The 26,536-nt window shown below is 59.4% G+C and carries 25 protein-coding genes and 1 tRNA gene; 16 read left to right on the top strand and 10 right to left on the bottom strand.

The genetic code is table 11. From position 1 onward, the window contains the following. Positions 1 to 20: 20 nt before the first annotated feature. Entirely contained in the window at positions 21 to 1,232 is a 1,212-nt protein-coding gene (locus tag WN982_RS19980) for an MFS transporter (RefSeq protein ID WP_341313620.1), read from the bottom strand. 200 nt (positions 1,233 to 1,432) lie between these two features. Here WN982_RS19980 and WN982_RS19975 point away from each other — a divergent pair, with 200 nt between their 5' ends. The 3 genes from WN982_RS19975 (at position 1,433) to WN982_RS19965 (ending at position 4,291) form a co-directional block, all read left to right on the top strand. Then, positions 1,433 to 2,095: a pyridoxamine 5'-phosphate oxidase family protein gene (locus tag WN982_RS19975; RefSeq protein WP_341313619.1), complete on the top strand. Its 663-nt coding sequence runs from the start codon at positions 1,433 to 1,435 to the stop codon at positions 2,093 to 2,095. Positions 2,096 to 2,489: 394 nt separating this feature from the next. Then, positions 2,490 to 2,792 (top strand): H-NS histone family protein, encoded by a 303-nt coding sequence (locus tag WN982_RS19970; RefSeq protein ID WP_115099403.1) that lies wholly within the window; start codon positions 2,490 to 2,492, stop codon positions 2,790 to 2,792. A 254-nt stretch (positions 2,793 to 3,046) separates the two neighbouring features. Beyond that, complete coding sequence (locus tag WN982_RS19965; RefSeq protein WP_341313618.1) at positions 3,047 to 4,291, top strand: cation diffusion facilitator family transporter; 1,245 nt, start codon at positions 3,047 to 3,049, stop codon at positions 4,289 to 4,291. Positions 4,292 to 4,346: 55 nt separating this feature from the next. Here the strand turns inward: WN982_RS19965 and WN982_RS19960 are convergent, their stop codons facing one another. The 3 genes from WN982_RS19960 to WN982_RS19950 all read right to left on the bottom strand — a co-directional run bounded on the left by WN982_RS19960 (position 4,347) and on the right by WN982_RS19950 (position 6,166). Further along, positions 4,347 to 4,805: an Lrp/AsnC family transcriptional regulator gene (locus WN982_RS19960; protein WP_012431468.1), complete on the bottom strand. Its 459-nt coding sequence runs from the start codon at positions 4,803 to 4,805 to the stop codon at positions 4,347 to 4,349. 90 nt (positions 4,806 to 4,895) lie between these two features. Then, entirely contained in the window at positions 4,896 to 5,525 is a 630-nt protein-coding gene (locus WN982_RS19955; RefSeq protein WP_341313617.1) for an exonuclease, read from the bottom strand. Then, the gene (locus WN982_RS19950; RefSeq protein ID WP_341313616.1) at positions 5,522 to 6,166 is read right to left on the bottom strand and encodes an MBL fold metallo-hydrolase; all 645 of its coding nucleotides are present in this window, start codon (positions 6,164 to 6,166) and stop codon (positions 5,522 to 5,524) included. The genes WN982_RS19955 and WN982_RS19950 overlap by 4 nt, the downstream gene beginning before the upstream one ends. A gap of 608 nt (positions 6,167 to 6,774) precedes the next feature. Here WN982_RS19950 and WN982_RS19945 point away from each other — a divergent pair. After that, on the top strand, positions 6,775 to 7,407 hold the full coding sequence (locus WN982_RS19945; RefSeq protein WP_341315850.1) for a septal ring lytic transglycosylase RlpA family protein: 633 nt from the start codon (positions 6,775 to 6,777) through the stop codon (positions 7,405 to 7,407). A gap of 124 nt (positions 7,408 to 7,531) precedes the next feature. On the opposite strand, the gene rsmI is transcribed toward WN982_RS19945, so the two are convergent. Further along, positions 7,532 to 8,407 (bottom strand): 16S rRNA (cytidine(1402)-2'-O)-methyltransferase, encoded by an 876-nt coding sequence (gene rsmI, locus WN982_RS19940; protein WP_341313615.1) that lies wholly within the window; start codon positions 8,405 to 8,407, stop codon positions 7,532 to 7,534. Here rsmI and WN982_RS19935 point away from each other — a divergent pair. From WN982_RS19935 to WN982_RS19895, 9 genes are all read left to right on the top strand, one after another. After that, the gene (locus WN982_RS19935) at positions 8,406 to 8,930 is read left to right on the top strand and encodes a YraN family protein (protein WP_341313614.1); all 525 of its coding nucleotides are present in this window, start codon (positions 8,406 to 8,408) and stop codon (positions 8,928 to 8,930) included. The two genes, rsmI and WN982_RS19935, sit on opposite strands and share 2 nt — an antisense overlap. A 205-nt stretch (positions 8,931 to 9,135) precedes the next feature. After that, positions 9,136 to 9,723: a phosphoheptose isomerase gene (locus WN982_RS19930; RefSeq protein WP_341313613.1), complete on the top strand. Its 588-nt coding sequence runs from the start codon at positions 9,136 to 9,138 to the stop codon at positions 9,721 to 9,723. Positions 9,724 to 9,749: 26 nt separating this feature from the next. Beyond that, entirely contained in the window at positions 9,750 to 10,541 is a 792-nt protein-coding gene (locus WN982_RS19925) for a BON domain-containing protein (protein ID WP_341313612.1), read from the top strand. Then, positions 10,538 to 10,888, top strand: a complete 351-nt coding sequence (locus tag WN982_RS19920) for a c-type cytochrome (RefSeq protein WP_341313611.1) — start codon at positions 10,538 to 10,540, stop codon at positions 10,886 to 10,888. The genes WN982_RS19925 and WN982_RS19920 overlap by 4 nt, the downstream gene beginning before the upstream one ends. 64 nt (positions 10,889 to 10,952) lie before the next feature. After that, positions 10,953 to 11,028, top strand: a tRNA-Ala gene (locus WN982_RS19915). A 164-nt stretch (positions 11,029 to 11,192) separates the two neighbouring features. Next, positions 11,193 to 12,377, top strand: coding sequence for an integrase arm-type DNA-binding domain-containing protein (locus tag WN982_RS19910; RefSeq protein ID WP_341313610.1), 1,185 nt, complete (start codon positions 11,193 to 11,195; stop codon positions 12,375 to 12,377). Between the two features lie 204 nt (positions 12,378 to 12,581). Next, positions 12,582 to 13,922, top strand: coding sequence for an integrase arm-type DNA-binding domain-containing protein (locus WN982_RS19905; protein WP_341313609.1), 1,341 nt, complete (start codon positions 12,582 to 12,584; stop codon positions 13,920 to 13,922). A gap of 138 nt (positions 13,923 to 14,060) precedes the next feature. Then, positions 14,061 to 14,321 (top strand): AlpA family phage regulatory protein, encoded by a 261-nt coding sequence (locus WN982_RS19900; protein ID WP_341313608.1) that lies wholly within the window; start codon positions 14,061 to 14,063, stop codon positions 14,319 to 14,321. 382 nt (positions 14,322 to 14,703) lie between these two features. After that, positions 14,704 to 15,288, top strand: a complete 585-nt coding sequence (locus WN982_RS19895) for a hypothetical protein (RefSeq protein ID WP_341313607.1) — start codon at positions 14,704 to 14,706, stop codon at positions 15,286 to 15,288. Between the two features lie 246 nt (positions 15,289 to 15,534). Here WN982_RS19895 and WN982_RS19890 read toward each other — a convergent pair whose 3' ends face one another. The 4 genes from WN982_RS19890 to WN982_RS19875 form a co-directional block, all read right to left on the bottom strand. Then, a complete protein-coding gene (locus WN982_RS19890) occupies positions 15,535 to 16,506 on the bottom strand; it encodes a DUF2971 domain-containing protein (RefSeq protein WP_341313606.1) in 972 nt (323 codons plus the stop codon). A 510-nt stretch (positions 16,507 to 17,016) separates the two neighbouring features. Beyond that, the gene (locus WN982_RS19885; protein ID WP_341313605.1) at positions 17,017 to 18,507 is read right to left on the bottom strand and encodes a phospholipase D-like domain-containing protein; all 1,491 of its coding nucleotides are present in this window, start codon (positions 18,505 to 18,507) and stop codon (positions 17,017 to 17,019) included. Beyond that, on the bottom strand, positions 18,504 to 21,974 hold the full coding sequence (locus WN982_RS19880) for an AAA domain-containing protein (protein WP_341315849.1): 3,471 nt from the start codon (positions 21,972 to 21,974) through the stop codon (positions 18,504 to 18,506). Before WN982_RS19880 ends, WN982_RS19885 begins: the two co-directional genes overlap by 4 nt. A 471-nt stretch (positions 21,975 to 22,445) precedes the next feature. After that, positions 22,446 to 22,589 carry an H-NS family nucleoid-associated regulatory protein gene (locus WN982_RS19875; RefSeq protein ID WP_341313604.1) on the bottom strand — a complete coding sequence of 48 codons (144 nt, stop codon included), beginning with the start codon at positions 22,587 to 22,589 and terminating at the stop codon, positions 22,446 to 22,448. Between the two features lie 83 nt (positions 22,590 to 22,672). Here WN982_RS19875 and WN982_RS19870 point away from each other — a divergent pair, with 83 nt between their 5' ends. Then, positions 22,673 to 23,311 carry a sel1 repeat family protein gene (locus WN982_RS19870; RefSeq protein WP_341313603.1) on the top strand — a complete coding sequence of 213 codons (639 nt, stop codon included), beginning with the start codon at positions 22,673 to 22,675 and terminating at the stop codon, positions 23,309 to 23,311. A gap of 64 nt (positions 23,312 to 23,375) precedes the next feature. Here WN982_RS19870 and WN982_RS19865 read toward each other — a convergent pair whose 3' ends face one another. Beyond that, entirely contained in the window at positions 23,376 to 23,558 is a 183-nt protein-coding gene (locus WN982_RS19865) for a hypothetical protein (protein ID WP_341313602.1), read from the bottom strand. A gap of 710 nt (positions 23,559 to 24,268) precedes the next feature. Between WN982_RS19865 and WN982_RS19860 the strand changes: the two genes are divergently transcribed. Both WN982_RS19860 and WN982_RS19855 read left to right on the top strand, forming a co-directional pair. Further along, complete coding sequence (locus WN982_RS19860; protein ID WP_341313601.1) at positions 24,269 to 25,732, top strand: hypothetical protein; 1,464 nt, start codon at positions 24,269 to 24,271, stop codon at positions 25,730 to 25,732. A 59-nt stretch (positions 25,733 to 25,791) separates the two neighbouring features. Next, positions 25,792 to 26,532, top strand: a complete 741-nt coding sequence (locus WN982_RS19855) for a hypothetical protein (protein ID WP_341313600.1) — start codon at positions 25,792 to 25,794, stop codon at positions 26,530 to 26,532. Positions 26,533 to 26,536 lie beyond the last annotated feature (4 nt).

Here is a 26,536-nt window from a genome sequence, read left to right as displayed (position 1 = left end):
GCCGGAGGCGCAGTTTTGCCTCAGATTTTCAAACGCCGCAGCACCTTCGGACCGGCAACCGCGATCAGCGCCGAACACACCGCCACCACTGACAAACCGATCGGCAAACTGGTCACCTGCGTCACTGCGCCGATAATCACCGGCCCGAGCAACAGGCCGAAGTACGCCAGCCCCGCGACGTGCGCGAGTCCTTCGGCCGCATGAAACCCTTTGACGCTCGCCGCCGCCGCGAACAGCACCGGCATCATGTTGGCGAGCCCGAGGCCCATCAGCGTGAAGCCGATCAGCGCCGCAATCGCATTCGGCAGCAGCAGCGCGCCGACCATCCCCGCGCAGGCGAGCGATGCGCTCGCCATCACCAGTTGCGGCGCGCCGAAGCGGGCGCGCACCGCGTCGCCGGCGAAACGCGCCGCTGCCATGCCGCCCGAGAACGCCGCATATGCCGCGCTGGCGAGTGCCGGCGTCGCCAGCACGACGTCGCGCATGTAGACGGTGGCCCAGTCGTACATGGCGCCCTCGGCGATCAGCGCGACCAGCGCCATCGCGCCGAGTGCCCACAACGCCGGCGAGCGCCAGCGGTTGGCGCGCGGCGTGGCAGCGTCGGGGTGGTCGGCGTGCGGCACATGTGGCAGCACGGATGGGCAGGCCGCGATCAGCACCAGCGCGCTGACCGCCGCGGCCAGTGCAAGGTGAACCGCCGGCGCCATGCCGCGCGACAGCAACGCGCCGCCGACCGCCGCGCCGAACATTCCGCCGACGCTGAACATGCCGTGCAGCGACGACATGATCGGCTTGCCGAGCGTCTTCTCAACGGCGCTGGCTTCCGCGTTCATCGCGACGTCGAGTGTGGCCATGCCCGCGCCGAAGATGGCCAGCACGATCAGCAACAGCCAGTAAGCCGGCACGACCAGAATCAGCGCCGCGCACACCGTCATCACGAGACCGCCCGTGAGACAGGCGCGGCGCGTCCCGACGCGCGCGATCCACGAAGCGTTCGCCGCCATCGCGCCGATCGAGCCGCCCGCCACCGCCAGCAGCGCGAACGACAGCAGCGCCGCGTTCAGATGGAAGCGGTCGCGCACGGTCGGCACGTGCACCCCCCACGATGCATACATCATCCCGGCGATGAAAAACACCGCCATGGTGGCAAAACGGGCGCGCTGGCGCGCGGTGCAGGAAAGATCGCGGTGAGCGGCGGGGAGGGCGGCGAAGTCGGAAGAGCGGTCGGACACTGAAATCTCGTCGAGGAAGAGAACGCCGGAAGAAAGCGCGTTGAAAGCGAATTTTCGATTCTATCGAAGCATGCCGCCCTCTGCTCGGCGCGCGGTGATCTAGTATTTACGATTATTCGGGGCGGCGTGAGAGGAGAGCAGCACCCGCCTGCAATTCGTTCGTTGGTTATTTTGCCGGCCATCCATCGAGGAGCGCCCACTTGAACATTCCCGCCCACGCTCCGCTGCATCTGCTGCATACGGCCGCAGTCGGCACGCTTGCGACCCATGCGCGCCAGCCGCAAGGCTTTCCCTACCCGTCGGTGCTGCCGTTCGCCCCGGACCCGCGGCACCGTCCGACAATTCTCGTGAGCCAGCTCGCCGAGCATACGCACAACCTGCACGCCGACCCGCGCGCCGGTTTTCTGGCCGTCGACGCGCCCGATGGCGACGTGCAGAGCGGCCAGCGCGTCACCTTGCTCGGCACCTTCGAACCGGTCGACTCGACGCCCGAGGTCGTGGATCGCTATCTGCGCTATCACCCGGACGCCGAACGCTATCTGGTTCTCGGCGACTTCACGTTCTGGGTGATGAGGCTTGAAAGGCTGCGCTACATCGGCGGCTTCGGCGCGATGGGATGGCTCGACGGCGCCGAACTCGATCCGCTGGCGCCGCTCGGCTTCGATGAAGAGAACGCGTTGATCGAGCACTTCACAAAGCATTCGGCGCGCGCCGCCAAACTCCAGTTGCTTGGCGTCGATCGATATGGCGTCGATCTGAAACAAGACGGTGCGCGCACGCGTTTCATTTTCGACGACGCCATACACGACACCGAAACCTTGCACACCGCGCTCGAAGATTGCATCCAACGCCACGCTAATTAGGCTTTGATTGCCGTTCGGGGAAACACGGATATCGCAATAACGGCGTGGGCATCTATCGCAATATGCTTCGTGACTTCATGTTAAAGCTTTCATGGCATGAAATGTTGGCGCGAAATATGCATCTTAATTTTCATGTTTTGATAATTAATCCCATAATTACGGAAACGCCGCGACGAGTTTTCTGCAAAAGACGAAATCAGCCATTTGAAAGACTGTGCGTAACACCGTGTTCGAAGGAAATTTTTTGAAACGAAATATGATTAATTTTACGAAGTGACTTTTGCAGTTTTTCTATTTTGTGTTAATCTCGCCTGCAAATTCCGAGGCATGAACACCTTCAAAGGGCAAGCCGGCTTAAGACTGGCAGTCATTTATCCATATCACAAGGGAACCTATGTCTTCCTACAAGGAACTACTCGCCCAGCGCGAGAAGCTCGAAAAGCAGATCGAAGAAGCGAAGTCGCGTGAATACGCGGAAGTGTTGAATGAGATCAAGCAGAAAATGGCCGATTACGGCATTACGCTGAGCGAACTCGGCGGCGGCCGTGCAGCCAAGGGCGCTAAAGCCGGTCGTCCGCGTGCTGGTGTTGCGCCGAAATATCGCGACCCGGACAGCGGCAGCACGTGGTCGGGTCGTGGCAAGCCGCCGCGCTGGATCGCAGGCCTCGATCGTGAGAAGTTTCTGATCCAGAAGTAATGCCGTACACCAGTGGCGCCTTTACCGCGCCGCTGCTGACAGAGAAAACCGCGTACCGTTCAGGGCGCGGTTTTTTTATTACTGCGCCGGCGAATTGACACGGATTTGTGTTACACGTGTTCCATACAGCTGGAACGCGAATGCTTTTCGTTTAGATAAGCATCTGATTTAAAAGGAAATTTTTATTCCATGGCGACGTGTTTTCGAGACGCGCCGGGTAGAATGCGGGCATTGAACTTTTCTCGTAGCTTCAGATGCCTTCCACTATCACCGCCCAGTCCGCCGAGAAACATCGCGTTGCGCGCAAAAGTACCTTTGTCAGTATCGCGGTGAATATGGTGCTGATGACGCTGCAAATCGTCATCGGCGTCTTTGCGCATTCTCAAGCGCTGGTCGCAGACGGTGTCCATTCGCTTGCCGATCTGATTTCCGATTTTGTCGTACTGATCGCCAATCGGCACAGCGGCGCGAAGCCCGACGCAGATCACAATTACGGACACAGCCGCTATGAAACCGTCGCTTCATTATTTCTGGGCGGACTGCTGATCGCGGTAGGCGTCGGCATGTTATGGCGCGCAGGCACGCGTCTCGCCGATTTGCAGAACATCCCCGCCGTGCATATGAGCGCGCTCGCGGTCGCCGTGCTGGTGTTGATTTCCAAAGAGAGCCTGTTTCGCTACATGCTGCGCGAAGCGCAGCGCGTGCGTTCGGCGATGTTGATCGCGAACGCTTGGCACGCGCGTTCGGATGCGGCGTCGTCGCTGGTGGTGGCGATCGGTATTATCGGCAGCCTCGCGGGTGTGCGTCTGCTCGATCCGATTGCCGCGGCGATTGTCGGCTTCATGGTGGCGCGCATGGGTTGGACGTTCGGCTGGGACGCGCTGCAGGATCTGTCGGACCGCGCGCTCGACGAATCCGCGGCCGCCGACGTGCGCGCGCTGTTGCTATCGACGCCCGGCGTATGCGACGTGCACGAACTGCGCACGCGCAAGATGGGCGATTTCGCGCTCGTCGACGCACACATTCTGGTCGATCCGCTGATCTCGGTATCGGAAGGGCATTACATCGCGGAGGCTGCGCGCTTGCGTGTGCTGACCGACAACCGCGTGCTCGACGCACTAATCCATGTCGACCCGGAAAACGATGCAGTCGCGCGGCCGCCGGTCAACCTGCCGACGCGCGAGCGGGTCGTCGCTGAAGTCGACGCAGCGTTTGCCGAGGGCGGCATGAAGGCTGCGGGGGTCAATATCCACTACCTGAGCACGGGGCTGGATGTCGAAGTGACCTTACCGCCCGACGATTCGCGCGCTGTCGAAAGCGACGCGCAGAGGCTGGTGCGCGTCGACCTGGTTGCGCTCAAACACCGCCTGGGCGCGCGCAAGCTCGACGTGGTACAGGCATTGGACGCGACGCCGGCCGAAACCGTCTCCACGCAGGAAGCCACGACCGGCGAGGCTATCGCGCACCCCAACCTCGCGGAGCCGCACAACGCCGCTTGAACGCACCGCCATGGCGTTGAACCGAAAAGTCCGCGCCAGGCTCGGCTTCACGGTGTCATAGCGGCAATTGCGTGTCGAATTTGATTTCGCGTAGCACGACGCTCGTGCGCACCTGTGCAACGGCTGGAATCTTGAAGATGCGTTCGTGCAGAAAACTGTCGTACGCCTTGATGTCCGGCGCCACGATCTTGAGGATGTAATCGGATTCGCCGGTCGTGCTGTAACACTCGGTGACTTCCGGGCAGGTGGCGATTTCGCGCTCGAACTGTTCGACCCCACCTTCGGTGTGACGCGTCAGATGGATATGCGCGAGCGCGCAGACGTGCAGCCCGAGCTTTTCGCGATCGAGCAACGCCGTGTAGCGCTGGATCACCCCCGATTGCTCCATGTCCTTGATGCGCCGCCAGCACGGTGTGCTCGACAGGCCGACCTGGTCGGAAATCTCTTGCACGGAGCGGCGTGCGTCGAGCTGCAGCAGGCGCAGGATTTTTTGAGAGAACGTATCGAGTGTCAACTGCGCCTCCGTTTGCGTCGCCGTATCAACGCATGGTAGAGGGCGCGAAAACGAAACGCAATGTAAAACGGCTTCGGCGAGGGAGATTCCCTAATTTGCTGGTTCCTCAGTGGTGTTTTGTCCTGAGCCGTCCCCATCTTTGCCGGCTGCGGCAGTTGCCGCCTGAGTCGCGCGCAGCTCCTTGAGCATGTTGCAGAAGAGCGCGCCCTGTTCGATCGCGTCGTCGAGCGCGACGTGGGTGTGCGGATGATCGTCGAACCAGTGCTTTGGAAAGCGCGGCTTGATGTTCTTGCGGTACGGCAGGCCGGTCATCGCGAAGGCCAGCGTCTTGATGTCGAGCGCCGACCAGGAAAACGGGCAGCGGCCCGCAAACCGCATCATGTACCAGAACATATAGGTGAAGTCGAAGCCGGCCGGCATTGCCACGAACACCGGCTTGCCCGGCAATGCCTCGACCCATTCGACGTAGGCAGTCAACGCCGTTTCCGGCTGCTGCAAATCCTTGCGGCAGGCCTCCCATGCGTCGGGCTGCGTCTTCCACCACGCAGCCTGCACCGGATGCGGGGCGGCGCCTTCGAGCAATTCGAGATTGACCGAGAAAGTGGCGATCAGCTGCTTGTCTTCCGTGTAGGCGGCGGAGGCGAAACTGAGCATCGAATGCGGGCCGGGAATCGGGCCGTCCGCTTCGACGTCGGTGCTCACGTAGATTTCGCCGCTCATGCTTCTACTCCGTCCGCGACGTACGGATTGGTGCGGCGCTCGGCGCCGAACGTCGAAGTCGGTCCGTGACCGGGGACAAAGGTGACATCGTCGCCGAGCGGCCAGAGTTTCTCGCGGATCGAGCGCACCAGATCGGCATGATTGCCGCGCGGAAAATCAGTGCGGCCGATCGAGCCGGCGAACAGCACGTCGCCCACCAGCGCGAGCCGATGCTTGCGGCTGAAGAACACCACGTGTCCGGGCGTATGGCCCGGGCAGTGATAGACCTCGAGGGTTTCGTCGCCGAACTGCACGGTGTCGCCGTTTTGCAGCCAACTGTCCGGCTCGAACGCGTCGGCGGCTGGGAAGCCGAAGCGCGTGCTTTGATCCGGCAGCTTGTCGAGCCAGAAGCGCTCGTCGGGATGCGGACCTTCGATCGGCACGCCGTAGTGCATGGCGAGTGTCTTCGCGCCCGCGCAGTGATCGATGTGCCCGTGCGTCAGGAAAACTTTTTCGACCGTCACGTTCTGGCGCACGATCTCGCCCTGAATGACGTCGAGGTCACCGCCTGGATCGACGACGGCTGCGCGCCCGGTCGCCTCGCAAACAAGCAGCGAGCTGTTCTGCTGGAACGGCGTGACAGGGATCAAGGTGACTTTCATGGATGACGGCGCCGCTGGAAAAACGTTGATTGTACCGGCGTCTCGCCTACCCCCGCCGGGGGCGTCGAGGCCTAGTTGCGGCGGGCTGTTGCTTGCCCATTTTTGCAGCGATAGTGAAAAATCATCAAGGTTTTCAGTCGCTTGCCATCCTGAAAATATCTTTTGGGTATAATGCCCCCAGTGCACGGGAAACCGTGCCGTCACAAGGCGATGCGTCCCCATCAAAAATGGGAACGCGGATTGCCACTCAAGTATGTGCCGTCGCGTTTTATCGACGGCAATCCAGTATCGAAGCGTTCGATGCACACGTCTTACCCAGCCAGGCGCCGCGCGCCTGCAACGGACTTAACTGCCGTGACGCTGGGTGGGGCCTACGCCGCCGTTCCTGCGCGCTGAGTTCCGCGCGCAAGAACGTGTTTGCCACGTTCGATGGCGGCATGTGGGGTCTGGTCAGGCTGCCGGGGACAGGTTGCGCCAGACGTGAAAATTAACCGTGCGGTAGCGGCTGTGTGAGCCGCATCCGGGCTTCTACGTACTGCGCTCGTCTGCGCGGCGCGTTGTCGTCCGTTGCCGCCGGAGTCGCAGGCAACACGCTCAACTTTCGCGTGATGCGGCTCGACAACGTGATTGCACGTCTTATGAAAACTCGGTTAACCCGTGGTCTAGGGAGTCTTTTTGCCTTTTTTGTGCTGGTCGGCTGTGCGACGCCTCCTGGCGCCAGCAACACCTCCGCAAGCGGCATGCCGCTCAGCAACAAGAATGCGCAAGCGGGCTCGTTTGGGCCGCAAGCCTTCAGTGGCGCACAGGCATCCGATGCAGCCGCCAAAGGCACATCGCTAGCCGATGCGGAACCTCTGACGGACGATGGTCCCAGCATTTCGAACTATCGTGAAACCGGCCGCGCCTCGTGGTACGGCCGCGGCTTCCATGGCCGCCGTACCGCCAACGGTGAGCGTTACGACATGCATGCGCTGACCGCGGCGCATCGTACGTTGCCGCTCGGATCGTATGTGCGTGTCACCAATCCGACCACCTCGCGCTCGGTCGTCGTGCGCATCAACGACCGCGGGCCGTACGCGCGCGGCCGGGTAATCGACCTGTCGATGGCCGCTGCGAACGTGCTCAACATGCGCCATGCCGGTACGGCGCGGGTCAAGATCGAAGGTCTGACGCAGCAGGAAGCAAGGGCTGCACGTAACGAAATGCTGGCGTCGAACTCGGTTTCGAGCGCCGAGAAGTAAGTTGACGGCGGCGGGCGCGCTTCGGGTGCGTCCGCCACGCCGGCGAGCGGACCAGCACGCAACACTGCGCGCCGGGTCTTTAAAAGATTCAAGTCAAAGGGCCGCCTCGCGCGGCCCTTTGTTTTTATTCGTCCTTCTTCAGCGCCAACGCGCGCGTGTACAGCGCGTTGCGCGACGCACCGGTGATGGCCGCCGCGACTTTCGCCGCGCTACTCACTGTCAACTCTTCCAGCAGGATGCCCAGCAGCGCGTCGTGATCGTGTTCGCCGGCGGCTTCCGGCTGCGCGCCTTCGACTACCAGCACAAATTCACCGCGTTGCCGGTTCGGATCGGCGGCGAGCCACGCTGGCCCTTCGGCCAGGGTGCCGCGATGCAGCGCTTCATGTAACTTCGTCAATTCCCGTGCGATCAGCAGCTTGCGTTCGCCGCCGAGCGCGTCGGCCAGTGCCTGCACCGTTTCGACGATCCGGTGCGGCGCTTCGTAGAACACCATCGCGTGCGGATGCGTCGCGAGCGCTTGCAGCGTCGCCGCGCGTTGCTTTGCTTTCGGCGGCAGAAAGCCGAGGAACGAGAACGTCGCGACCCAGTCGCCGGCTGCGCTCAACGCGGTCGCGAGGGCGCTTGCGCCGGGCAGCGGAATCACCGGGAAGCCCGCTTCGCGTACTGCGTCGACGAGTTTGGCGCCGGGGTCCGAGATGCCTGGCGTGCCCGCATCCGAAACGTACGCCACGCGTTCGCCCGCTTGCAGATGTTCGATCAGGCGCCGCGCCGCCTCCCGCTCGTTGTGCTGATGAACCGCCACAAGCGGCTTCGAGATGCCGTAGCGCGCGAGCAGCTGGCCAGTGTTGCGGGTGTCTTCGGCGGCGATGCGGTCCACCAGCCCGAGCACATGCAGCGCGCGCAGCGTGACGTCGGCGATGTTGCCGATCGGCGTAGCCACCACATACAGCGCGGCAGTGGGGTACTGCTGCCCTTGCGCGAGTTCGGAGAGAGGAGTCATGAGGCAGAAGACGCAGACAGACAGAACGAGGCCGTCATTGTGCCACGCAGCGGCGCGCGAGCCGGGCGACTCACAGCCGGACTCGCGGCCGGCGCGGCACCGCGCCGATGCAACGCCGGCAAGCACCCCGGTCAATGCGCACAACTTTTTGAGACCTGCTGGGTCCAAATTCGTCGGCGCCGCTTTTGAGGCGCGTGCGCTGGAATTTCTGCAGCGACAGCGTTTGCGTTTTGTTGCGCGCAATGTGTTGTGCCGGGGCGGCGAGATTGATCTCGTGATGCGCGAGCGTGACGGCGCGCTGGTGTTCGTCGAAGTTCGCGCGCGTGCGCAGCGGCACTATGGCGGCGCGGCGGCGAGCATCGGGTGGCATAAGAAGCAGCGCCTCGTGCGCGCCGCGCGGCACTATCTGGCGACCCGCAGCCGGCATTCGCGCGATGAGCCCGCGTGCCGTTTCGACGTGATTGCGTTCGAAGCGGGCCGGCTTGTCTGGCTGCGCGATGCGTTTCGCGCCGACGAAGTCTGACGCGGTGCGCTGAGATCATGCATGAGTGCGATAAACTTGCGCTCGCGTGCGAGGCACATGCACGACGCCGGCAACACAGGAAGCAGCGCGTTTTCCAATGTATTTGCGCGTACGCAGTGCGTTGCCTGCATGGTTCATCAGCACCACCCGACTTCACAACACGGCCGCGCGCTGCGGCCCACTCGCGGTACAAGATAGAGACTCGATGTCAGTCGAACGCATTCAACAACACTTCCGCGACAGCGCGGCAGTCAAACTCGAAGCCCTCGAAACCCTGTCGATGCCGATCGCTGCTGCGGTCGACACGATGTTCACCGCGCTTGCCAACGGCAATCGCATTCTTGCGTGCGGCAACGGCGGCTCGGCGGCCGATGCACAACACTTCGCGGCCGAACTGATTGGCCGCTTCGAACGCGAGCGTCCGGGCTTGCCGGCGATCGCGCTGACCACGGACACGTCCGTGCTGACCGCGATCGCCAACGACTATTCATTCGAGCAGATTTTCTCGAAGCAGGTATGGGCGCTCGGACAGCCGGGCGACGTGCTGCTGGCGATCACCACGTCCGGCAATTCGGCCAATGTGCTGGCCGCGATCGAAGCCGCGCATGAGCGCGAAATGATCGTGATCGCGCTGACCGGCAAGGGCGGCGGGCGCATGCAGGAAGTATTGAGCGATACCGACATCCACGTGTGCGTGCCGTCCGATCGCACCGCACGCATCCAGGAAGTGCATTTGCTGACCATCCATTGTCTGTGCGACGGCATCGATGCCATGTTGCTGGGCGAAGACTGAGACTGATTTCGAAGGGGAGCTAGTTGATGAGCGTATTCCGCGTCAAGAAAACACTGGTGAGAACCGTGCTGGTGGTCGGGTTTGCGGCAGGACTGTCCGCGACGTTGCAGGGCTGCTTCCTCGCCGTTGCCGGTGCGGCGGGCGGCGGCGCGCTGGTGGCCACCGACCGGCGCACGCTCGGCGCGCAGACCGAGGATCGCGAGTTGCAGGTGAAGGCGCTGGCGCAGATCAGCCAGAATTTGCCGGACGCCGCGCATGTCAACGTGACGGTGTTCAACCGGCGCGTACTGCTGACCGGCGAAGTGCCGGGCGACGTATCGAAGCAACGGGCTGAGACGATCGTGCGTGGGCTGAACAACGTGAACACGATCGTCAACGAACTCGCGATCGCACCGGCCAGCTCGTTCTCGTCGCGCACCAACGATACCTACCTTGAAACGCGCGTGAAGACCGCCCTGATCGCCGAGAAGAATATTTCGGCGAACGACTTCAAGGTGGTGGCCGAGCGTGGCTCGCTGTATCTGATGGGCCTCGTCACGATGGACGAGGGCAATCGCGGCGCGGATGTGGCGAGCCGCGTGCCGGGCGTGACGCAGGTCGTGAAGGTGTTCCAGTACATCCAGCCGCAGGAAGCGACGGCGGCTGCCGCGGCTGCGGCGACAGCGCCGGTGACTGCATCGCAACCGGACGCCAGCGCTCCGACGATCGGCGCGATTCCCGATTCGTCGGTAAGTGCGCGACCGCTCGAACAGCAGGCGCCGGCCCCGGTCAGCAATTCGAACTCGGTGCATCCGGGTAATCCGAAGGCGACGCCATGAAGTGGGGGGCTTCTTTCGTAAGCGCGGTGTTGACTGTGAGTGCTTTGTGTTGTGCTTTTGCATCGACGGCGCAGGCGGCCGATGTGCCGCGCGGTCAGATCGTTGCCAATGCGAATGCGTGTATGGGATGTCACGCGGTGGACCGCAAGCTGGTCGGGCCGTCGTTCCAGCAGGTCGCCTCGAAGTACAAGGGCGATACGCAAGCGCCGGCAAAACTGTCGCGCAAAGTAAAGGATGGTGGGGCTGGCGTATGGGGCATGATTCCGATGCCGGCACATCAGTCGATGAGCGATGCGGACATTCGCGCGGTGGTCGATTGGGTGCTCGCTGGAGCGCCTTCGAGGTGAGGTTTTGCCACGCTGCGGCGCTTGGCAAAACGGAAAATGCTTGTGCTAGAATTATTTGCACGTCGGGGGGGTAGCTCAGCTGGGAGAGCGTCGCGTTCGCAATGCGAAGGTCGGGAGTTCGATCCTCCTCCTCTCCACCACATTCAAGTCTGGTTAAGTCCAGCGAAGGCCGGAAAGTCCTTATCCCATAAGGCTTCCGGCCTTTTTTGCATCCACGGTTGTCCAACTGCATCTGCTGGAATCTTGAGGCTTTTCGGAGCAGGATAGGGGGCATAGGCCTCCGCGCTCGCTTCGGGATGCCCCCATGTCCCTCACCGACTTCGCTATCAAGCATGCCCACGCGACGGCGCGGACCCAGCGCCTCTGGGACGGCGGCGGCCTGTATCTCGAGATTACGCCGGCCGGGTCGAAGCTCTGGCGCCTGAAGTACCGCTACGACCGGAAAGAGAAGCGGCTGTCGTTCGGGCATTACCCGGAGGTGAGCCTCAAGGATGCGCGGGAGAAGCGCGACGCCGCGCGCAAACTGCTCGCGAACGACGTCGACCCGAGCGCGCACCGGAAAGCGGCCAGGGCCGCGCGGCTGGAGCGCGCCGCCAACACGTTCGAGGACGTGGCGCGCGACTGGTTCGGGCGGATGATGGCCGACAAGGCGAAATCGCACAAGGACAAGGTCATTGCCCGGCTGGAGAACGACCTCTTCCCCTGGCTGGGCAAGCGCCCCATAGCTGACATCACCGCGCCCGAGATACTCGCCTGTCTGCGCCGCATTGAGGAGCGCGGGGCGCGCGATACGGCACACCGCGCGATGCAAAACTGCGCGGCGGTCTTCCGGTACGCCGTCATCATCGGCAAGACGCAAAACAACCCTGCCGCCCACCTCAGGGGCGCGCTGCCACCCGCCCGACCGGGTCACTTTGCCGCCGTCACGGAGCCGGAAAAAATCGGCCCGCTGCTTCGCAAGATGCACGACGTGAATGCCACCTTTCCGGTCAGATGCGCGCTCAGGCTCGCGCCGTATCTGTTTTGTCGTCCTGCCGAACTACGCATGATGCGGTGGGACGAGGTCCATCTTGACGCGGCCGAGTGGCGCTATGTGGTCGGTAAGACGCAGGCGCCTCATCTGGTCCCGCTGGCGACACAAGCTGTCGCGATATTACGGGAGTTGCAGGCGGTGACGGGGCGATGGGACTACGTGTTCCCGGGCAGGCACGACAAGAAGCAACCGATGTCGGGCAACACGGTCAACGTTGCATTGCGGCGAGCGGGCATCAGCACTCGCGACGAACAGACCGGGCATGGCTTCAGGGCGATGGCTCGCACCATCCTGCACGAACGGCTCGGCATTCCGCCGGAGGTCATCGAGCATCAGCTGGCGCATCGCGTTCCCGACCCACTGGGCACGGCCTATAACCGGACCAGGTTCCTCGAAGACAGGAGAAAAATGATGCAGGAATGGGCGGACTATTTGGATAAACTGCGCGAAAATTAGAAGAAAGTTGAAAATAATGAGCCACAACCGCTTGACGGTGCGGATGATGGCCCGCAATACTTCCGCTGTCGTCACTGGACGACAAGCTGCCGGTAAGCCCTGCTCCCGCAGCTTCCAGGAAAAATTGAGGCTGTATTTCCACGAGCATTTCGTGGATTGAGGACATATCTCCAGGGGCTGTTTGCGTTACATGGAGATAGTCACATGCAAACCCTGCATGACACCTTTGTGCGCTCGACAAATGTCGTGGCGCTGTTCCCTGTTCAACCTCCGGTTGCAGTAGAGCGCGGCGCTCGCAGTCTGCTCACAGACCTTGCCATCAAAAACGCCAAGCCGCGCAACAAGGTCTATCGCCTTTACGACACCAAGGGCCTCTATCTGGAAGTGACTCCCGGAGGTTCGAAGCTCTGGCGACTGAAGTATCGGTTCGACGGGAAAGAGAAACGAATTTCGTTAGGCCAATACCCGACAACCATGTTGGAAAAGGCCCGCAAAAAGCGCGACACGGCGCGCGAACTGCTGGACGACCACATTGACCCGAGCGCGCAGAGAAAAGCCATCAAGGCCGCGAGGCTGGTGAGTGCTGCCAACACCTTTGAGGCCGTCGCTCGCGAGTGGTTCGAGCGGATGATGTCGAGGAAGGCAAAGTCGCACCGCGACAAAATCATTGCGCGCCTGCAGAACGACATTTTCCCGTGGCTGGGCAACCGCCCTATCGCGGACATCACTGCGCCCGAAGTGCTGGCGTGTCTTCGACGCATCGAGGACCGAGGCGCCAACGACACCGCGCACCGGGCGAAGCAGAACTGCTCTCAGGTGTTCAACTACGCCGTCGCCTGCGGACGGGCGCAACACAACCCCACCGTCTACCTGGGCGGCGCGTTGGCACCCGCCACGCCCGGTCACTTTGCCGCCGTCACTGACCCGGCGGATGTCGGACCTCTGCTCCGCGCGATGGATGCGGTCAGTGCAACCTTCGCGGTCAAATGCGCCCTGAGGATTGCTCCGTATGTCTTTTGTCGGCCAGGTGAATTGCGGACGATGCGCTGGGAGGACGTCGACCTGGAGATGGCGGAGTGGAATTACGTTCCGGAAAAGAGGCGAGAGGATGCTGCCACTGCCAGTTCGTCTGTCCTGCACCTGGTTCCGCTGGCAACGCAGGTCATCGCCATCCTGCGTGAGTTGCATCCGCTCACCGGCCGACAGGAGTACGTCTTCCCCGGGGTGGCGGACAGGAACCAGCCGATGTCTGGCGGCACGGTGAACGCTGCCCTGCGTCGTGCAGGTTACAGCACCCGCGACGAGCACACGGGCCATGGTTTCAGGGCGATGGCGCGGACCATCCTGCACGAAGGTCTGGGCTTCGCACCGGAAGTGATTGAGCATCAGTTGGCCCACCGCGTGCCTGACTCGTTGGGGGACGCCTATAACCGCACGAGATTTCTTGCCGTCAGGCGACAGATGATGCAGCAATGGGCGGACTATCTGGACCACCTGCGTGAAGATGTCGACGACGAGGCGTGCGTCCACGTGGGAGCCGTCTGACGTCTTCTGCCGCTCATCAACCACAGTTGCCGGCAAGCCCCGACGCCGGCAGCTGATGGGACAAATTTAAACCGTATTTCCATGGCGTATCCGTGGATAGGCGATATCTACACGGGTTTCTTTTCTGGAGACAGTTGCATGCAAACTCAGGATGACGTACTTTTGCACCTTTCCGCAGCGCTGGCGCTTGATAGTCCCATGCAAACCCAGCTTGACCATCTTTTGCGCCTTCCGGCAGTGCTGACGATTGTTCCCGTTTCCCGTGCCACCTGGTATGCGGGAGTGAAAAGCGGCCGCTATCCAAAGCCGATTTCTCTTGGCCCTCGCTGCGTTGCGTGGCGGGCCAGTGATATCCAGCAGCTTGTCAGTCAAGGCGCGTCAGCGCTTCCTGCTGAATAGCCTGTCGATACCGTAGACCTGCCAGTTCGAGCAGCTACGGTTTGTCCCAGGTCGCCTGGCAGAGGTCTCAAGCATGGGCCTTGAGGGTCAGGGCGGCCTTGGATTTGCACGCCGATACTCCCGGAACGGTCGAGTATGGGCGCGGAATACGTTTTAACCTGCCGCATTTCAGCACGCGGAGGACATATTTCATTACTGAGGACAACTATCTGGCTGAAGCGGCATACATACGAGGTGTGCCATGTGTTCTGTTTCGCCGAAGGCAGTCTGCTGCCCGTCCCGTACCGAAGCGTCCACGTCCCGCTTTGCTGAACTTGTCAGAAAGACTGGAACTAGTGCGACGCCAGCCACCAAAAGGCGAAAATCCAGAGCCCGAAAGAGGTTGCTGGGAGCTATCCGGGAGCAGCGTCGTCAGGCACGAACGGCGGGTCTGCGTGCTGTCGCGCTGACGCTGACGTTCGAGGACAACGGAGCGTTCTGCTCCGGGCACATCAGTGATTTCCTTGAACGCGTACGCAAGGCCCTGAAACGCCGCGGCCATGCGCTGCCCTACACCTGGGTTCTCGAGCGCGAAGGTCGGCTCCATTATCACCTGATGCTCTGGTTACCACGGGACTTCATCCTCGACAAGCAGAAGCTGGCGCGATGGTGGGCGTGGGGCTCCACGTGGACCGCTTGCTGCAAGCAGGTCAAGCGCTGGGGCCGCTACATGGCCAAGTTCAACAGCGTGGCGCGCATTCCCAAAGCCACCCGCCTTTTCGGCTACGGCGGACTGGATGATAGCGGTCGGGCTGCGGTGCAGCGCGCAGGCCTCCCTCAGTGGCTGCTGGCACTGCTGCCCCGCGGTAGCACCGTCCGCCGCTTCACGGGCGGCGGATGGACAGACGCTGGAACAGGCGAGAGATTTGTTTCGCCCTACCTGTGGACACCTTGGGGGTGGGTGACGCGACATCCCTGTGCGAGGTGACGCCCGTGAGGTGCCCATATCCGAGACTCTCGACGTATCCTATGCGGTCATACAGCCGGGAGGACTGACACGCATATCTACGAGCACGAACATCTCGACGCACGCAGTTACATTTACTGCGGCTACTGTCAAGCTGAACGAATCACGACATTCGCCATAGTTCCCTACCTGTGAACGTGAAGGGCCACAGTATTGAGCCAGTAAGCTGTGTCTCGCACCAGACGCACTCCTCGGTCGCATTCGATTCTAGTTGGAACGATATGGAATCGTCGATGAGAACACTCTGGCAGCCAGAGCATCGCGTTCAAGCCGCTTCAGCATGCGCAGTACGGACTTCCGGTGAATGTCTGCTGCCGCCGTCGGGCCGAGGATGACGCTATGGACTAGTCGGTCAATCAGAACCGATTCATCAGCTGCTCCCGGTAGCGGCTTGATATCGAATTTCAGCTTCGGTTCGATGCCACGAGGGCCGATGTGATAGTCGAGCATGCGAGTCAGAAGATTAGCCGTGTCATGATGTTTCATGTACACAATGCGCCATTCCTGCTCCTCCTGGAAGCCCTCATGTTTCGTGTACAGAGAAAGGGAGAGCAACCGTTGAAATAGTGTCCATGCGGCTGTGTGCAATTCTTCTGTCGGTAAGTCCGTGAGAGCAACCAGTTCACCAAACACATCTAGAATCCGGTCAATCCAGCCTATCCGTATGTCTCGGCTCGCGTATTCGATTTTCCCGATGATGAGCGGAGAAGACGGTACCTCAGTGAGCTTTGCGGTGTCGAACACAACGCAAGCGCCATTGCCGTTTGCGCCATACCCGCGCCACATCGAAAGCGAGCCATCCCGGTTATCTGGATGATGCTCCGCAAAGCAGGCGATATAGACATCAAATGCTCCTTCACGCTCGAATCCGTCGAAGAGATGCTCAAGGTGGTTCCTGAATAGGTCGTAATGCTCGCGCGAGCCGAGCGCTTTCTTCAGCCCCTCATGGTTGCGAAAACGCTCCCGGCCCCATAGCATGCCGAAAGCTAACTCTTCGGAGTCGTTCATCAAAAGAGGATTTGAAAACCAAATTTGCTGGTTTTTGAGAATCGACTCTAACGTACCTGTGGAGCAATAGTGCGCAATCAACGGCCGCGCCTCAGGGAAATTCACACCTTTCTTCGTTCGCAGAGACAACTGGCTGTGAAGCTCTTCGAGGGAGTATTGACGCGTGCTCATGGCGGGTTCACTGTAAGTTAGCTGAAGCAGGTCGTCGCGTAACGTGGCGCGCATTCGGTCACTGGTTGGATGGAATCTGACCTGCATAGTAAAAAGGCCGTGCGACGCTATGCTTTCGGCAGCATTATGGCTACTCCCTGCAAAACGGCTGCGACAGCAGCGGCTTGGGCCGCAAAGGAGTTCAACCGACCCTGCCATGCCGTTGTGGCAGTTATATCGATAATTTTTCCATTCTTGGCTCTTTGGATTGGTCCGCGGCCGCCGTGGAATGTCAGGTACGTTACGCCTTGCGGAAACGCTCCGTCGTAGTCCGATTCAACGGTTGCGACAGACGCCCACCACCAAAATAAGGCTGCCACAAAGGCCGCCAGCGCGCTAGCGTAGGTCACAATTGAGGTAACGGATTCCATTCTCATAGTGTTAGGTCTGGCAGCCAAGCATGCTGTCGATATGCTGGCCGCGACAGCGCATCATCAAGGAGATGCGCGTTGTTCAAAGATGCGGTAGATACTACTGTGCCGGATGGTCGTAACCTTGCTGAAGAAGTTCGATTCCATCTAGAAACAGTTTCTCGACGTGTTCCGGCTCAGTCACCATAAAACCAAGTTCATCGCGCGCGCGGTCATCGGGACTTCCCTTGAACGAGAGCCAGTTGAAACTGGAAACAATCGCAAAGCGCTGGTCCGACACAAGATGCTTTCGATGTGTGTTTCCGACGAAGTACACCTTGAAGTTTGCGTAAGCCTTGGCCAGCCTTTCGAAATCTCGCCTTGTCGAGTCAGAAATTGGCACCTTCCCGCGTGCCGCGTCCTTCGGCTTTTTGTTTCCGTCGTCCTCCGCCAGCCCATATCCTATATGTACCTTGACTCCCTTTTTGAGCAGCCTTTCCAGTGACTCTCTGAACGACTTGTCCACTACTTGAGCCCTAACCCATGGAGAAATGATAAGTAGACGCTCCGAGGTTTCAGATAGCGCCTTCTCAAGCATTTTAGGGTGCTCATGGCATCGGATGAATCGTTGCGTCAAGTCGCGAAGCCGCGACTGCGCCCTCGTCGCTTTGTCAACCTTGAAATCAATCGGCGCCTCTGGTGGTGTCGCCTCATGCTCTTGCGAAGAGGCGATTTCCTGCTCTAGCTCGGCGAGTTTGGCCATCTGCGCCGCGGAGTCTGTGTCTGGGAACAGTGCGGAGAGATTTTCAACCTGCGCTGATTCGGATACATGCCGCGAGCCAATAAGCTCCGGCCCTCCCAGACGACTGAATGCTAACTCGTAGCCCTCGTCGAAAAAATCGCTGCTGCCGTCGAATCTATCCTCGAACACAAACGCAACTTGAACGTCATTGCCCGAAACAGCTCGGTAGTAAAGCGCGAGGCACGGAATGAAGTTGAGTTCCGCTCGCTCGATACGCTGAATACCCAGCAGATTAGGGACAGCTTCGTCACGACGTGGAAAGCGCTTAAGGATTTTGTCTACTTCGCTCAGAGATACTTCAGAAGCTTCGGGTTTTCTGGCTCCACAAAGAGGTAACTCTAATCTTCCAGATTCACGAATCTCAGCCGGCTTCCAAAGTGACGACGTAGGCGCAAATATCACTTTTTTAAGGACCGGGTCGTATGCCAATCGCACCATCCGCTCTTCGGGAACGATGGATATCAGCTCTGCAAGTGCGATGCGTCCCTTGAACGTGAGTGAAACGGACGCCGACACGGAGGATGTCGCCCTTGAATACTGAACGTATTCCTTGGCGTTCAAGGCTGCCAGCGTTCCGGTCAGGAGCTGCGAGGGCAGTCCTAAAAACTGTGAAATCTCGGCGGTGTTTGTCAGCCCGGCAGAGATGGCTCGCAGATAACCCTCTTCGATGGGATTGAGCGGCTTCTTGGCAAGCGTCAAGACGCGAGCATTGAGCCTAAACACTGGTGCTGCGGCTTCCTTGAAGGTCGCCAGCACGTATCCCGGCCGCGCATAAGCAGCCGATTGAAGAATGTCCTCAAGCTTTTTCACTTTGTTGCCTCTTCGACCACGCAGTCCTGGGGATGCGCGCTCATATGTTCGAGAACAGCTTTCAAGGGATTTCTACGAGCATCGGCGCCTCGACAGAAAGCGTCGTCGCCGACTATCGCGACGTAGTCTTTGCCACGCGACAGGGCGACATTGATTCGCTCGAGGTCTTTCAAAAAGCCTAAACCGTTCGCTTCAGAGCGCGTCACCGAGAATATAACCACGTCGGCCTCCCGCCCCTGAAACGCGTCGACGACATTGACGTAAATCTCGGAGAAGCTGGACCATTCCTTCTTGCGACGCTCAATCGCCGTGCGAAGTCTACGTTTCTGCTCACCGTATCCGGTAAGCACAGCCACAGAGATGCTCTTTTTCTTGTCCGAACCTTTCGAGATTGAGAAATCAAACCTCGCCAACAGCTTTACGATAATCTGAATCTCGAGCTCATTGTAGTGAGATGACCCGACGGTGTGAGATGCCCGATTTTGAAACTTGCTGGTCGTAAACCACGTGACCGGGCGACGCATCGCCGCTGCAAGATAACTGGGCGCATCCTTTCGACCACTTTGCAGTCCGTCATCGTAGAAGCACGCTGAAATCATGTTCCCGATTGCCGGGACCATACGATGTTGCGTCGCCAGCACTTTGCGCAGACCCTCGGTCAAACCGTTGCTCAAGTGGTCGAAGAGAGTGGCCTTTTGGTCTTCGGGCGTGAGCTTGTATTTCTCAAGCAGACCTTTGGCACTCAGCTCGGGGTCTTGAAACGGTGATAGCTGCTTTTTGTCGCCAACCAAGATGGTTCGGCGCGCTCGAGCCATTGGAACTAAAACCTCGGTGGGTGTAGCAATCGACGCCTCATCGACGATACAGAGGTCATATACAATTTCATTCCGTCCAGGTATTGCCATGACGCCGAGGCATGTTCCGGCAACAACTTGGGATGCGGAAATCACTGCTGCCCGAAATTCTGGAGCTCGTCCAAATCTACTCTCCCAGTCGGCATGCGCGGCGAGCAGTTTGCGGAGTTGAGCCGTCGCTTGGTCCCCGGGATTTGCGTATGCATCCGCCCACTCGCGGAGTTCCTTTGCGGCGCACTTTGAAAGATGCGACACGGCGCTTGCGTCGGATTCAAGCTGGCGAATCGCGGACAGGGTCTCTTGAACGTCCTTAGTCAAGGCACGCTCCTCAGCCAGCAGGCTAGACACCTCCTGCTCAATCTCGACCAGTTCGTCCGGCTCCAATGTGCGTCGCTTGTCTTCAGAAAGCGCTGACTGAAGGTCGCTAAGACGATGTATGACTACTTCATGGCGCTCAAGGAAGCCGGCACGTCGCTCCAACGCCATAGCGAGCCGGATGTCCTCCAAGCGTAACTGGCGGGTCGCGGCCCAATTCTCAATGAACTGCTTTCCTGCGGCTATAGCACTTCGTCGCATCGCTGGCATCTTTCGGTCAATCAGCAGACGCTTAGCAGACTCGGATATTCTGTCATCGTCGTCGTGACCTATTCGGACCGCTCTAACGGAGTCCTCACTCAGTTTTGAAATTCGCTCTAACGAGTTATCCAGCGCGACGTGCGTTTGCGAAGTCAAAAGAATCCGTGCGGTCGGCTGTCGACGCAACGTCTGGAGGACCATCTCAGAAATGAGCGTGGTCTTACCGGTCCCGGGTGGTCCTTGAATCACCATCAAGGCCGGCTCGGCGAGAGCAATCCGAATCGCGTCCTTCTTATCGTCGTCGATTTCCGGTTGGATGAAGTCGACATCGACTGGAACGCATGCAGGCACAGTTTCGGGTTCAACGATATAGTCGCCGAGAGATGAGTTGACAGCTCTGCCATAACGCACTGCGTCTAACGCGGTTTTCTGCTTGTCAAGAGCCGCGTCGGCTTTCGCAGTGTCAACGACCAAGTGGCCGTGTTCGGGAAGTTCATCAGGCGCAACCTTGTTTCTGTCGCTGATTCGTACCACCAACGTGTCTTGAGCCACCGACACAATCTGGCCGAAGAAGTCTCCCGATTCTGGAAGGACAATTTTTACGTCAGCTTCTTCGAGCCCCTGGTCAGCCAGCGTCGAAGACAAGTCAAATTGGAGTACAAACGCGGAAAGAAGCTCGACGCCCGAATAGTAGATGCGGCGCTCGCGCATGCGTTCAAGCTCTGTCTTCGCGGAAAGAAGGTCAAGCCACGTCTTGTACATACGGTGCTTTCTTTGCTGCAAAAGAACAACCTTCTGTTCAGCATCGAACTCATCGAGCGTCTCGATGAGTGTAACGATGTTGCGCTCAGAAAGATGAGCAGCAGCGTCTGCCGCGACCAACCGGAAAGGACACTGCAATGTTTCTTCTCGATACTTCTCGCTTTGGAATGCCGTCATGCCTACAGCAGCCGTCAGCACTAGTTTTTGCTCATTATCAGATATCGCTGCGATATAACGATATTTCTCTCCGATGAGTCTCAATGCACCCTTCCCTGATGCTGCAGACCGACCCTCAGTACCGGCTATCGCCGGCTGACGTCCGCAGCTCGCATTCGTGAGGTCTGATTCGATGAAACGAACACACTCTGCATCACTCCGCAGACCTAGGTCGAACTCGATGACGGAATTGACCTTCTTCGTCAAACTAATCAACACAGTTCCCAGCTTCTCCTCCACGCGCCGTGGCTCCAGTCTGCTGAACTCAATCAGAAGACTTGCGGCGTCGGAAGGCCGTTCTGCCGGATTTTCCAGCGCGAGGCAGCGCTTCAACAGCACTCGAACAGGCTCCGGGACACTAATCGTGTCTGCAGCAGCGACTAATGCGGCGTGAGTGGAGCAAGGCGCAGTGCATAGAGAGAAAACGCTCAAGGCTGCGAAGCCGAAAACGTCGCGGCTGTATGTAAATGAGCCATCGTCGAGTTCGGGTGGGGCAAAAGGCATTGAAGCGTACTGAGCCAAGGTGATGCCTGGCTCAAGAAAATCCCTTATCTTCGAAATCCCAAAGTCGCAAACCCGAACCGTTCCGTCGAGATGTATTAAGATATTCGACGGCTTAATGTCGCGATGTGCTGTTGCGCGGGTGTGGGCAAAGGCAAGAGCTTCTAATACTGGTCGCCCGATGGCTGCGAAATAGTCTCCCCACTCGTCGTAGCGCTTCCTGTCCAAGACAGACGAGAGTTCGTTCTCTACCCATTCCATCGCGATAAAATGTTCACCGGTCTCGTCATCGATACCAGAGTCGAAAATATTCACGATGTTGGGATGTCGGAGGTCCCGCAGAGCCTGCGTCTCCCGCCGAAATGACTCCTCGACCACCTCGTCTGTCGGGTCTGCCCTGAAAATCTTAACGGCGACATGAGACTCGGACTGGGTATCGTATGCCTTGAATACCGAGGCTAGTCCGCCACGGCGTGGCGCGCCCTTGATTACATACCGTCCATTCGACAAAAACCTGGGACCGGTGCCCGCAAGGGTTATTGTTGACCGAAATCTCATCCCGTTTGAAGTGTCGCCGCTCATTGGCTGTGCCCTTTTTATCAGCGCTGGTTTTCTCACTGAACACGACGTATATTGTTGCAGAATCGGGCGGTCTCGCGAAATGGAACTGCCATTTTATTTTCGCTGCCACGTTTCGAGAATCAATGCTTTGAGCGACTCTTGGCATGTGCATTTTTGGCATTGCAAGTCGAGGCCGGCGGCCGCGCTTGAGACAGTTTGACGCTATTTCGACGCGTCGGGAAAAGTGTTCAAAATATCCGTTGCCGTCCATCCGGCGACGCGGTTCTCGGTCTCAACCAGACTGACCAGATAACTTCATCATAGATTCGAAGTCGAGCCACCCGTCCTTTTTCAGAGAAGACGAGGGACGGAATTCGGTTTCGCGTATCGGTCTGCACCAGTGGTCGGCTAGTGCTTTCCCAATGGCTGCGGTCGCAGATATGGCTGTCGGCGCAGCCCCCGTTCACCCTACCAAAACGTTGTCCTGCCCGTAGCATTAGCCAACCAGCCCGGCGCCCGTCCACGGCTGCTCCACGTCGCACCCGACTTGGGGTCACGATAGAGCGCCGGCTGCGGACCTCCGGGTTGACCAGCGTTGCCCGGGCAAGTCAAGGCCTCGTCCGCCCTGCGGCGTCAGTCGACAGTAGCGGTGAGGTATCATCGTTCTCATCACTCACCAAAGGACGGAAAATCTGATGTCCATAGATTCCAGCTGGTTTAGCCAGATTGAACACGAGTGGGCACAACTTCGCGAGGGCGACCCGTCACTCGACGTGGATAAGTTCTTCCGGCACGTTGTATCGGCAAACAAGGTTGGCTTTCTTTCACTTGAATCTATCGCGGCCATTGCGAATGGCTTGCTCACAAGCCCGCTGTCTGGCGCGCCTTACCTCGGCCGGCGGCTGCTTGAACGGGTTGGCCCTGACCGGCACCCGTCCCTCCGAGTCGCGCTTGCACTGTCTCTTGTCACAGAGACAGGTGGACCTGCGGATTACGAGGGAGGGCACGTCATCCTAGGCGACGTGCTGAAGGACGATACGGCAAGTGAGCCGCTGCGCGGCATGGCGGCAGCAGCTCTCGCGGACAGTGCGCGGCTTGGTCGCGGCATGGACCCCGACCTAGAGATGGCCAAGGGCATGTATGCCACGGCACTGGAGCTTGGACACCGGTCGGCCGCGTACAACCTTGGCTTGTACTGGGAGGGATGCTGGGATACGAGTGCTCCCGGCGACGTCGTCCCCGACAGCGCAAAGGCGGCACAGGCCTACAAGCGCGGTGGCTCGAACGCAAAATGCGCCGCTCGTCTGGACGCATTGCGGGCCCGCGCGAGGTAAACCACGCCAATCGCGCGTGCCGGCGCAAAAAAAGCGAACTCTGTGAACTCGCTTACACGGTCAACTAAGCAGCCGCAGCTTCCGGCGCGGCCGCGACATTCGTCGTCGCGCCCATCTTTTTGGCCCCAACAAGTTTCTTCGTCGGTGCCTTCTTCGCTACCACCGTCTTTGTCGCGGGCTTCTTCGTGCCAGTTTTTGGCTTGCTCGCCGCGCCCGTATCCGTCACCGCACCGGCGCCATCAATCAAAAACCTAGACCCTCGACGCTGCCCATCGACATATCAATATGCGTTTCAATGTGATTGACGCACTTTTCATTTCGAATGGCATAGGTTTGCTTTCAAACTGCCAAAGGCATCACCGAACACAATCGTCCCACGCTGCCGAGCGTGGCGCTGTGTTCGACTACAGTGGAATTGCACCGACGGCGAGGCAAGGGTTTACCAGTCTCAAGGGGTACGCCAAATCAGCCGTAACCGAAGCTAGGAAGCGCAATCGGGTTGCCACAAATGGAGCACGAATGCCACGTGGAAGCACGACGCGAGCTCGGGTGGAACTGACGCACTTCGGTTGGGCGCCAAGACTCGACGCTAATCCGACGTCATCGAACGCCATAACACTGGGCGCACGCACGTCTCCAGTGCGCTGGGCGTGTCGAGCCGATTGCGACGAAAGTGGTATCAGCGTCAAGAAAACGCCGACCATCCAATTGGTCTGGTAGCGGTGGTAACAATACCCAGCGGGACCGGGGGTGTATGCCAGCCGGTCAATTGGTCGGGCGAACAACGACGGCGCGTATGCTGACGACAATCTTTTCGTCATGAGTACGCTGGCGAACAATGCCAAGCGCGGTACCTAAGATATGGTTATTTCCAGTATCTCTCGGGGAGTTCGACCGACTCTGACAAAAACGAGCGGCGAACGGTTTATCAAAAATATAGATTAAAAAGAAGCTGACATGGGCCTGTGGCAGCGGTGTATCGCGTGGTTTTTTTCGCCGTCGCGACGACAGGAGACACGTTCGCCGGAGTTCCCTCCCGAACCCAACGAAGCTGATATCGCGGAAGAACTCCAACTGCGCGAAGAAGCGAAACGCTTGGGAGAAGCAGGGCAGCCCGCCCCCGATTCCACCATTCCGGCCGGCATCGAGGCACAGATTGTTCAGCGCATCGATAAGGCTCGGGCAAGCTACCTCGATTGGGCCGCCAGCAGACTCGCTGTTGTCAATGGAGACCTGTCGCGATTGGACGTCACGACGGTCGTGAACCACGCGGCACAGGCCGCCGAGGAATTCGCACGTAAGGCAAACGCGCTCTTATCCGAACGAAGCGCCGTTTTGCGCGAACTCAAGGAAGAGGTCGCTCGATGCGATACGGCGCTGGATGAATTCAGGCAGCAGAATCGATTGGTGCGCAGTGCCCGCTATCCGCAGAGTGCCGGGACGTTCCTTCGGATTGCCGTCCTCGTCCTGCTCATCGTGGTGGAGGGCGGCGTAAATTCGGCGCTCTTTGCGACAGGCTTGGAGGGGGGGCTGATAAGCGGATTCGTGTACGCGGCGGGGCTTGCGCTGGTCAACGTGGCGCTCGCTGCCAGCCTCGGGCGGTTTTTCCTGCCCAATCTCTTTCATCGTAGTCGGCTTCGTAAAGTATTGGGGAGCCTCGGTTTGATTGCCGCGTTTGTCACGATGACAAGCGTCAGCCTCACCATCGCGCACTATCGTGCCGCCTTGGTCGCCGACATCGACGCCCCGGGAAAAATCGCGTTGGAGACCCTTAAACATACTCCTTTCGGGTTTGACGACATTACGTCTTGGCTTCTCTTTGGCCTCAGCATGCTCTTCGCCACTGCCGCGCTCGCTGACGGCGTCCTTTTCGACGACACCTATCCGGGGTACGGACGGCATTCGCGGGAAGCGGACGAGGCTCACGATGCTTACCAGGAAGAAATTTCGGACGTGCGCGATGAACTGGCGGCACTCAAGGACGAGGCGCTGGAACTGGTCGACGAAAACATCAAAGCCGCGCAAGCGTTTCTCGTGCGGCAGGAGGCGTCGCTCGGGATTAAGACAAAGACACTATCGCGCCTTCAGAGCGCGATGCTTAACGCTCAACGGTGCCACCAAGCGCTCATCACATTGTTCCGCACCGAAAACGTGATGCATAGAAAAGGGACCCCTCCGCCTGCGAGCTTTTCGGTGATGCCGACGTTAGTGGAAGTCGAGTGGCCAAACTTCAAACTCGAAGAAAACCGAGCAGCCTTCGAGGCACAACAAGCGCGCGTACAAACGCTGCTCGAGAAGGTTCAGACGCTGCGCGCTGCGATTCAGTCGTCCTTCAATCAAGAGTTTGACACGCTTACTGCCCTTGAGGACCACCTTCCGCCCCGCGCCAATTCGCGTTCACTCAAAGCGGTGGCAGCATGAGGAGTAGCCGAGCAGCCGCCCGACGTCGAACGCGTCACGTGGTATGGGGAACGGTCATCATGTTCTTCTCCCTCGCGATTCTCGGCACTGCCATTTTCTACATGCGCCTCACCCGCACAACGGAGTTAGACCAGCGTATGTGCCCGGTTAGCGGACCGGGGGGGCAATTTGTCTTGCTCGTCGACAAGACCGACCCGCTGAACTTTACGCAAAAGCAAGCGTTTCAAGCGTTTCTAGAGCAATTGATAACGCAGCGCATCCCGGTCGGATACCTACTGTCCGTGTTCGTCCTCGACAATGACTACACCGCCACAGCGCGGCCCGTGTTCGAGGAATGCAATCCGGGCGACGGAACCGGCAAAAGCGAGATGAATGCCAACCTTTCACATCTCAAAAAGCGGTTCGAACAGGGCTTCCGCGAACCGATGTTGCGGCTTGCGGACGAACTCGAGGCGAAAAAGTCGTCGAGGTTTTCGCCGATATTCGAGATGCTCGAGATGACCGCCATCAATGGTTTCCGAAAGCAAAATGTAACGGGTCCGCACCGCCTCTTCATCGTCTCCGACATGCTGCACAACACGCCCGAATATTCGATGTACCGTGGCAACTTCGATTTCAACCGGTTTCACGACTCCGACTACGGCCGGAAAGTGACTGCTGACCTCTCAGGGGTCGAGGTAGAGATTGAGTACCTTCTCAACACGCCGAAGCTACAAACTCGCCGGAACCTGAAATTCTGGGAGGACTACTTTGCTGCTGGCGGCGCGCACATTGTGGCAGTCAGACCGCTCGAGGGGTGAAGCC

The organism is Paraburkholderia sp. IMGN_8, from assembly GCF_038050405.1.
Lineage (GTDB): Bacteria > Pseudomonadota > Gammaproteobacteria > Burkholderiales > Burkholderiaceae > Paraburkholderia.
This window is presented reverse-complemented; position numbering and strand designations above follow the sequence as displayed.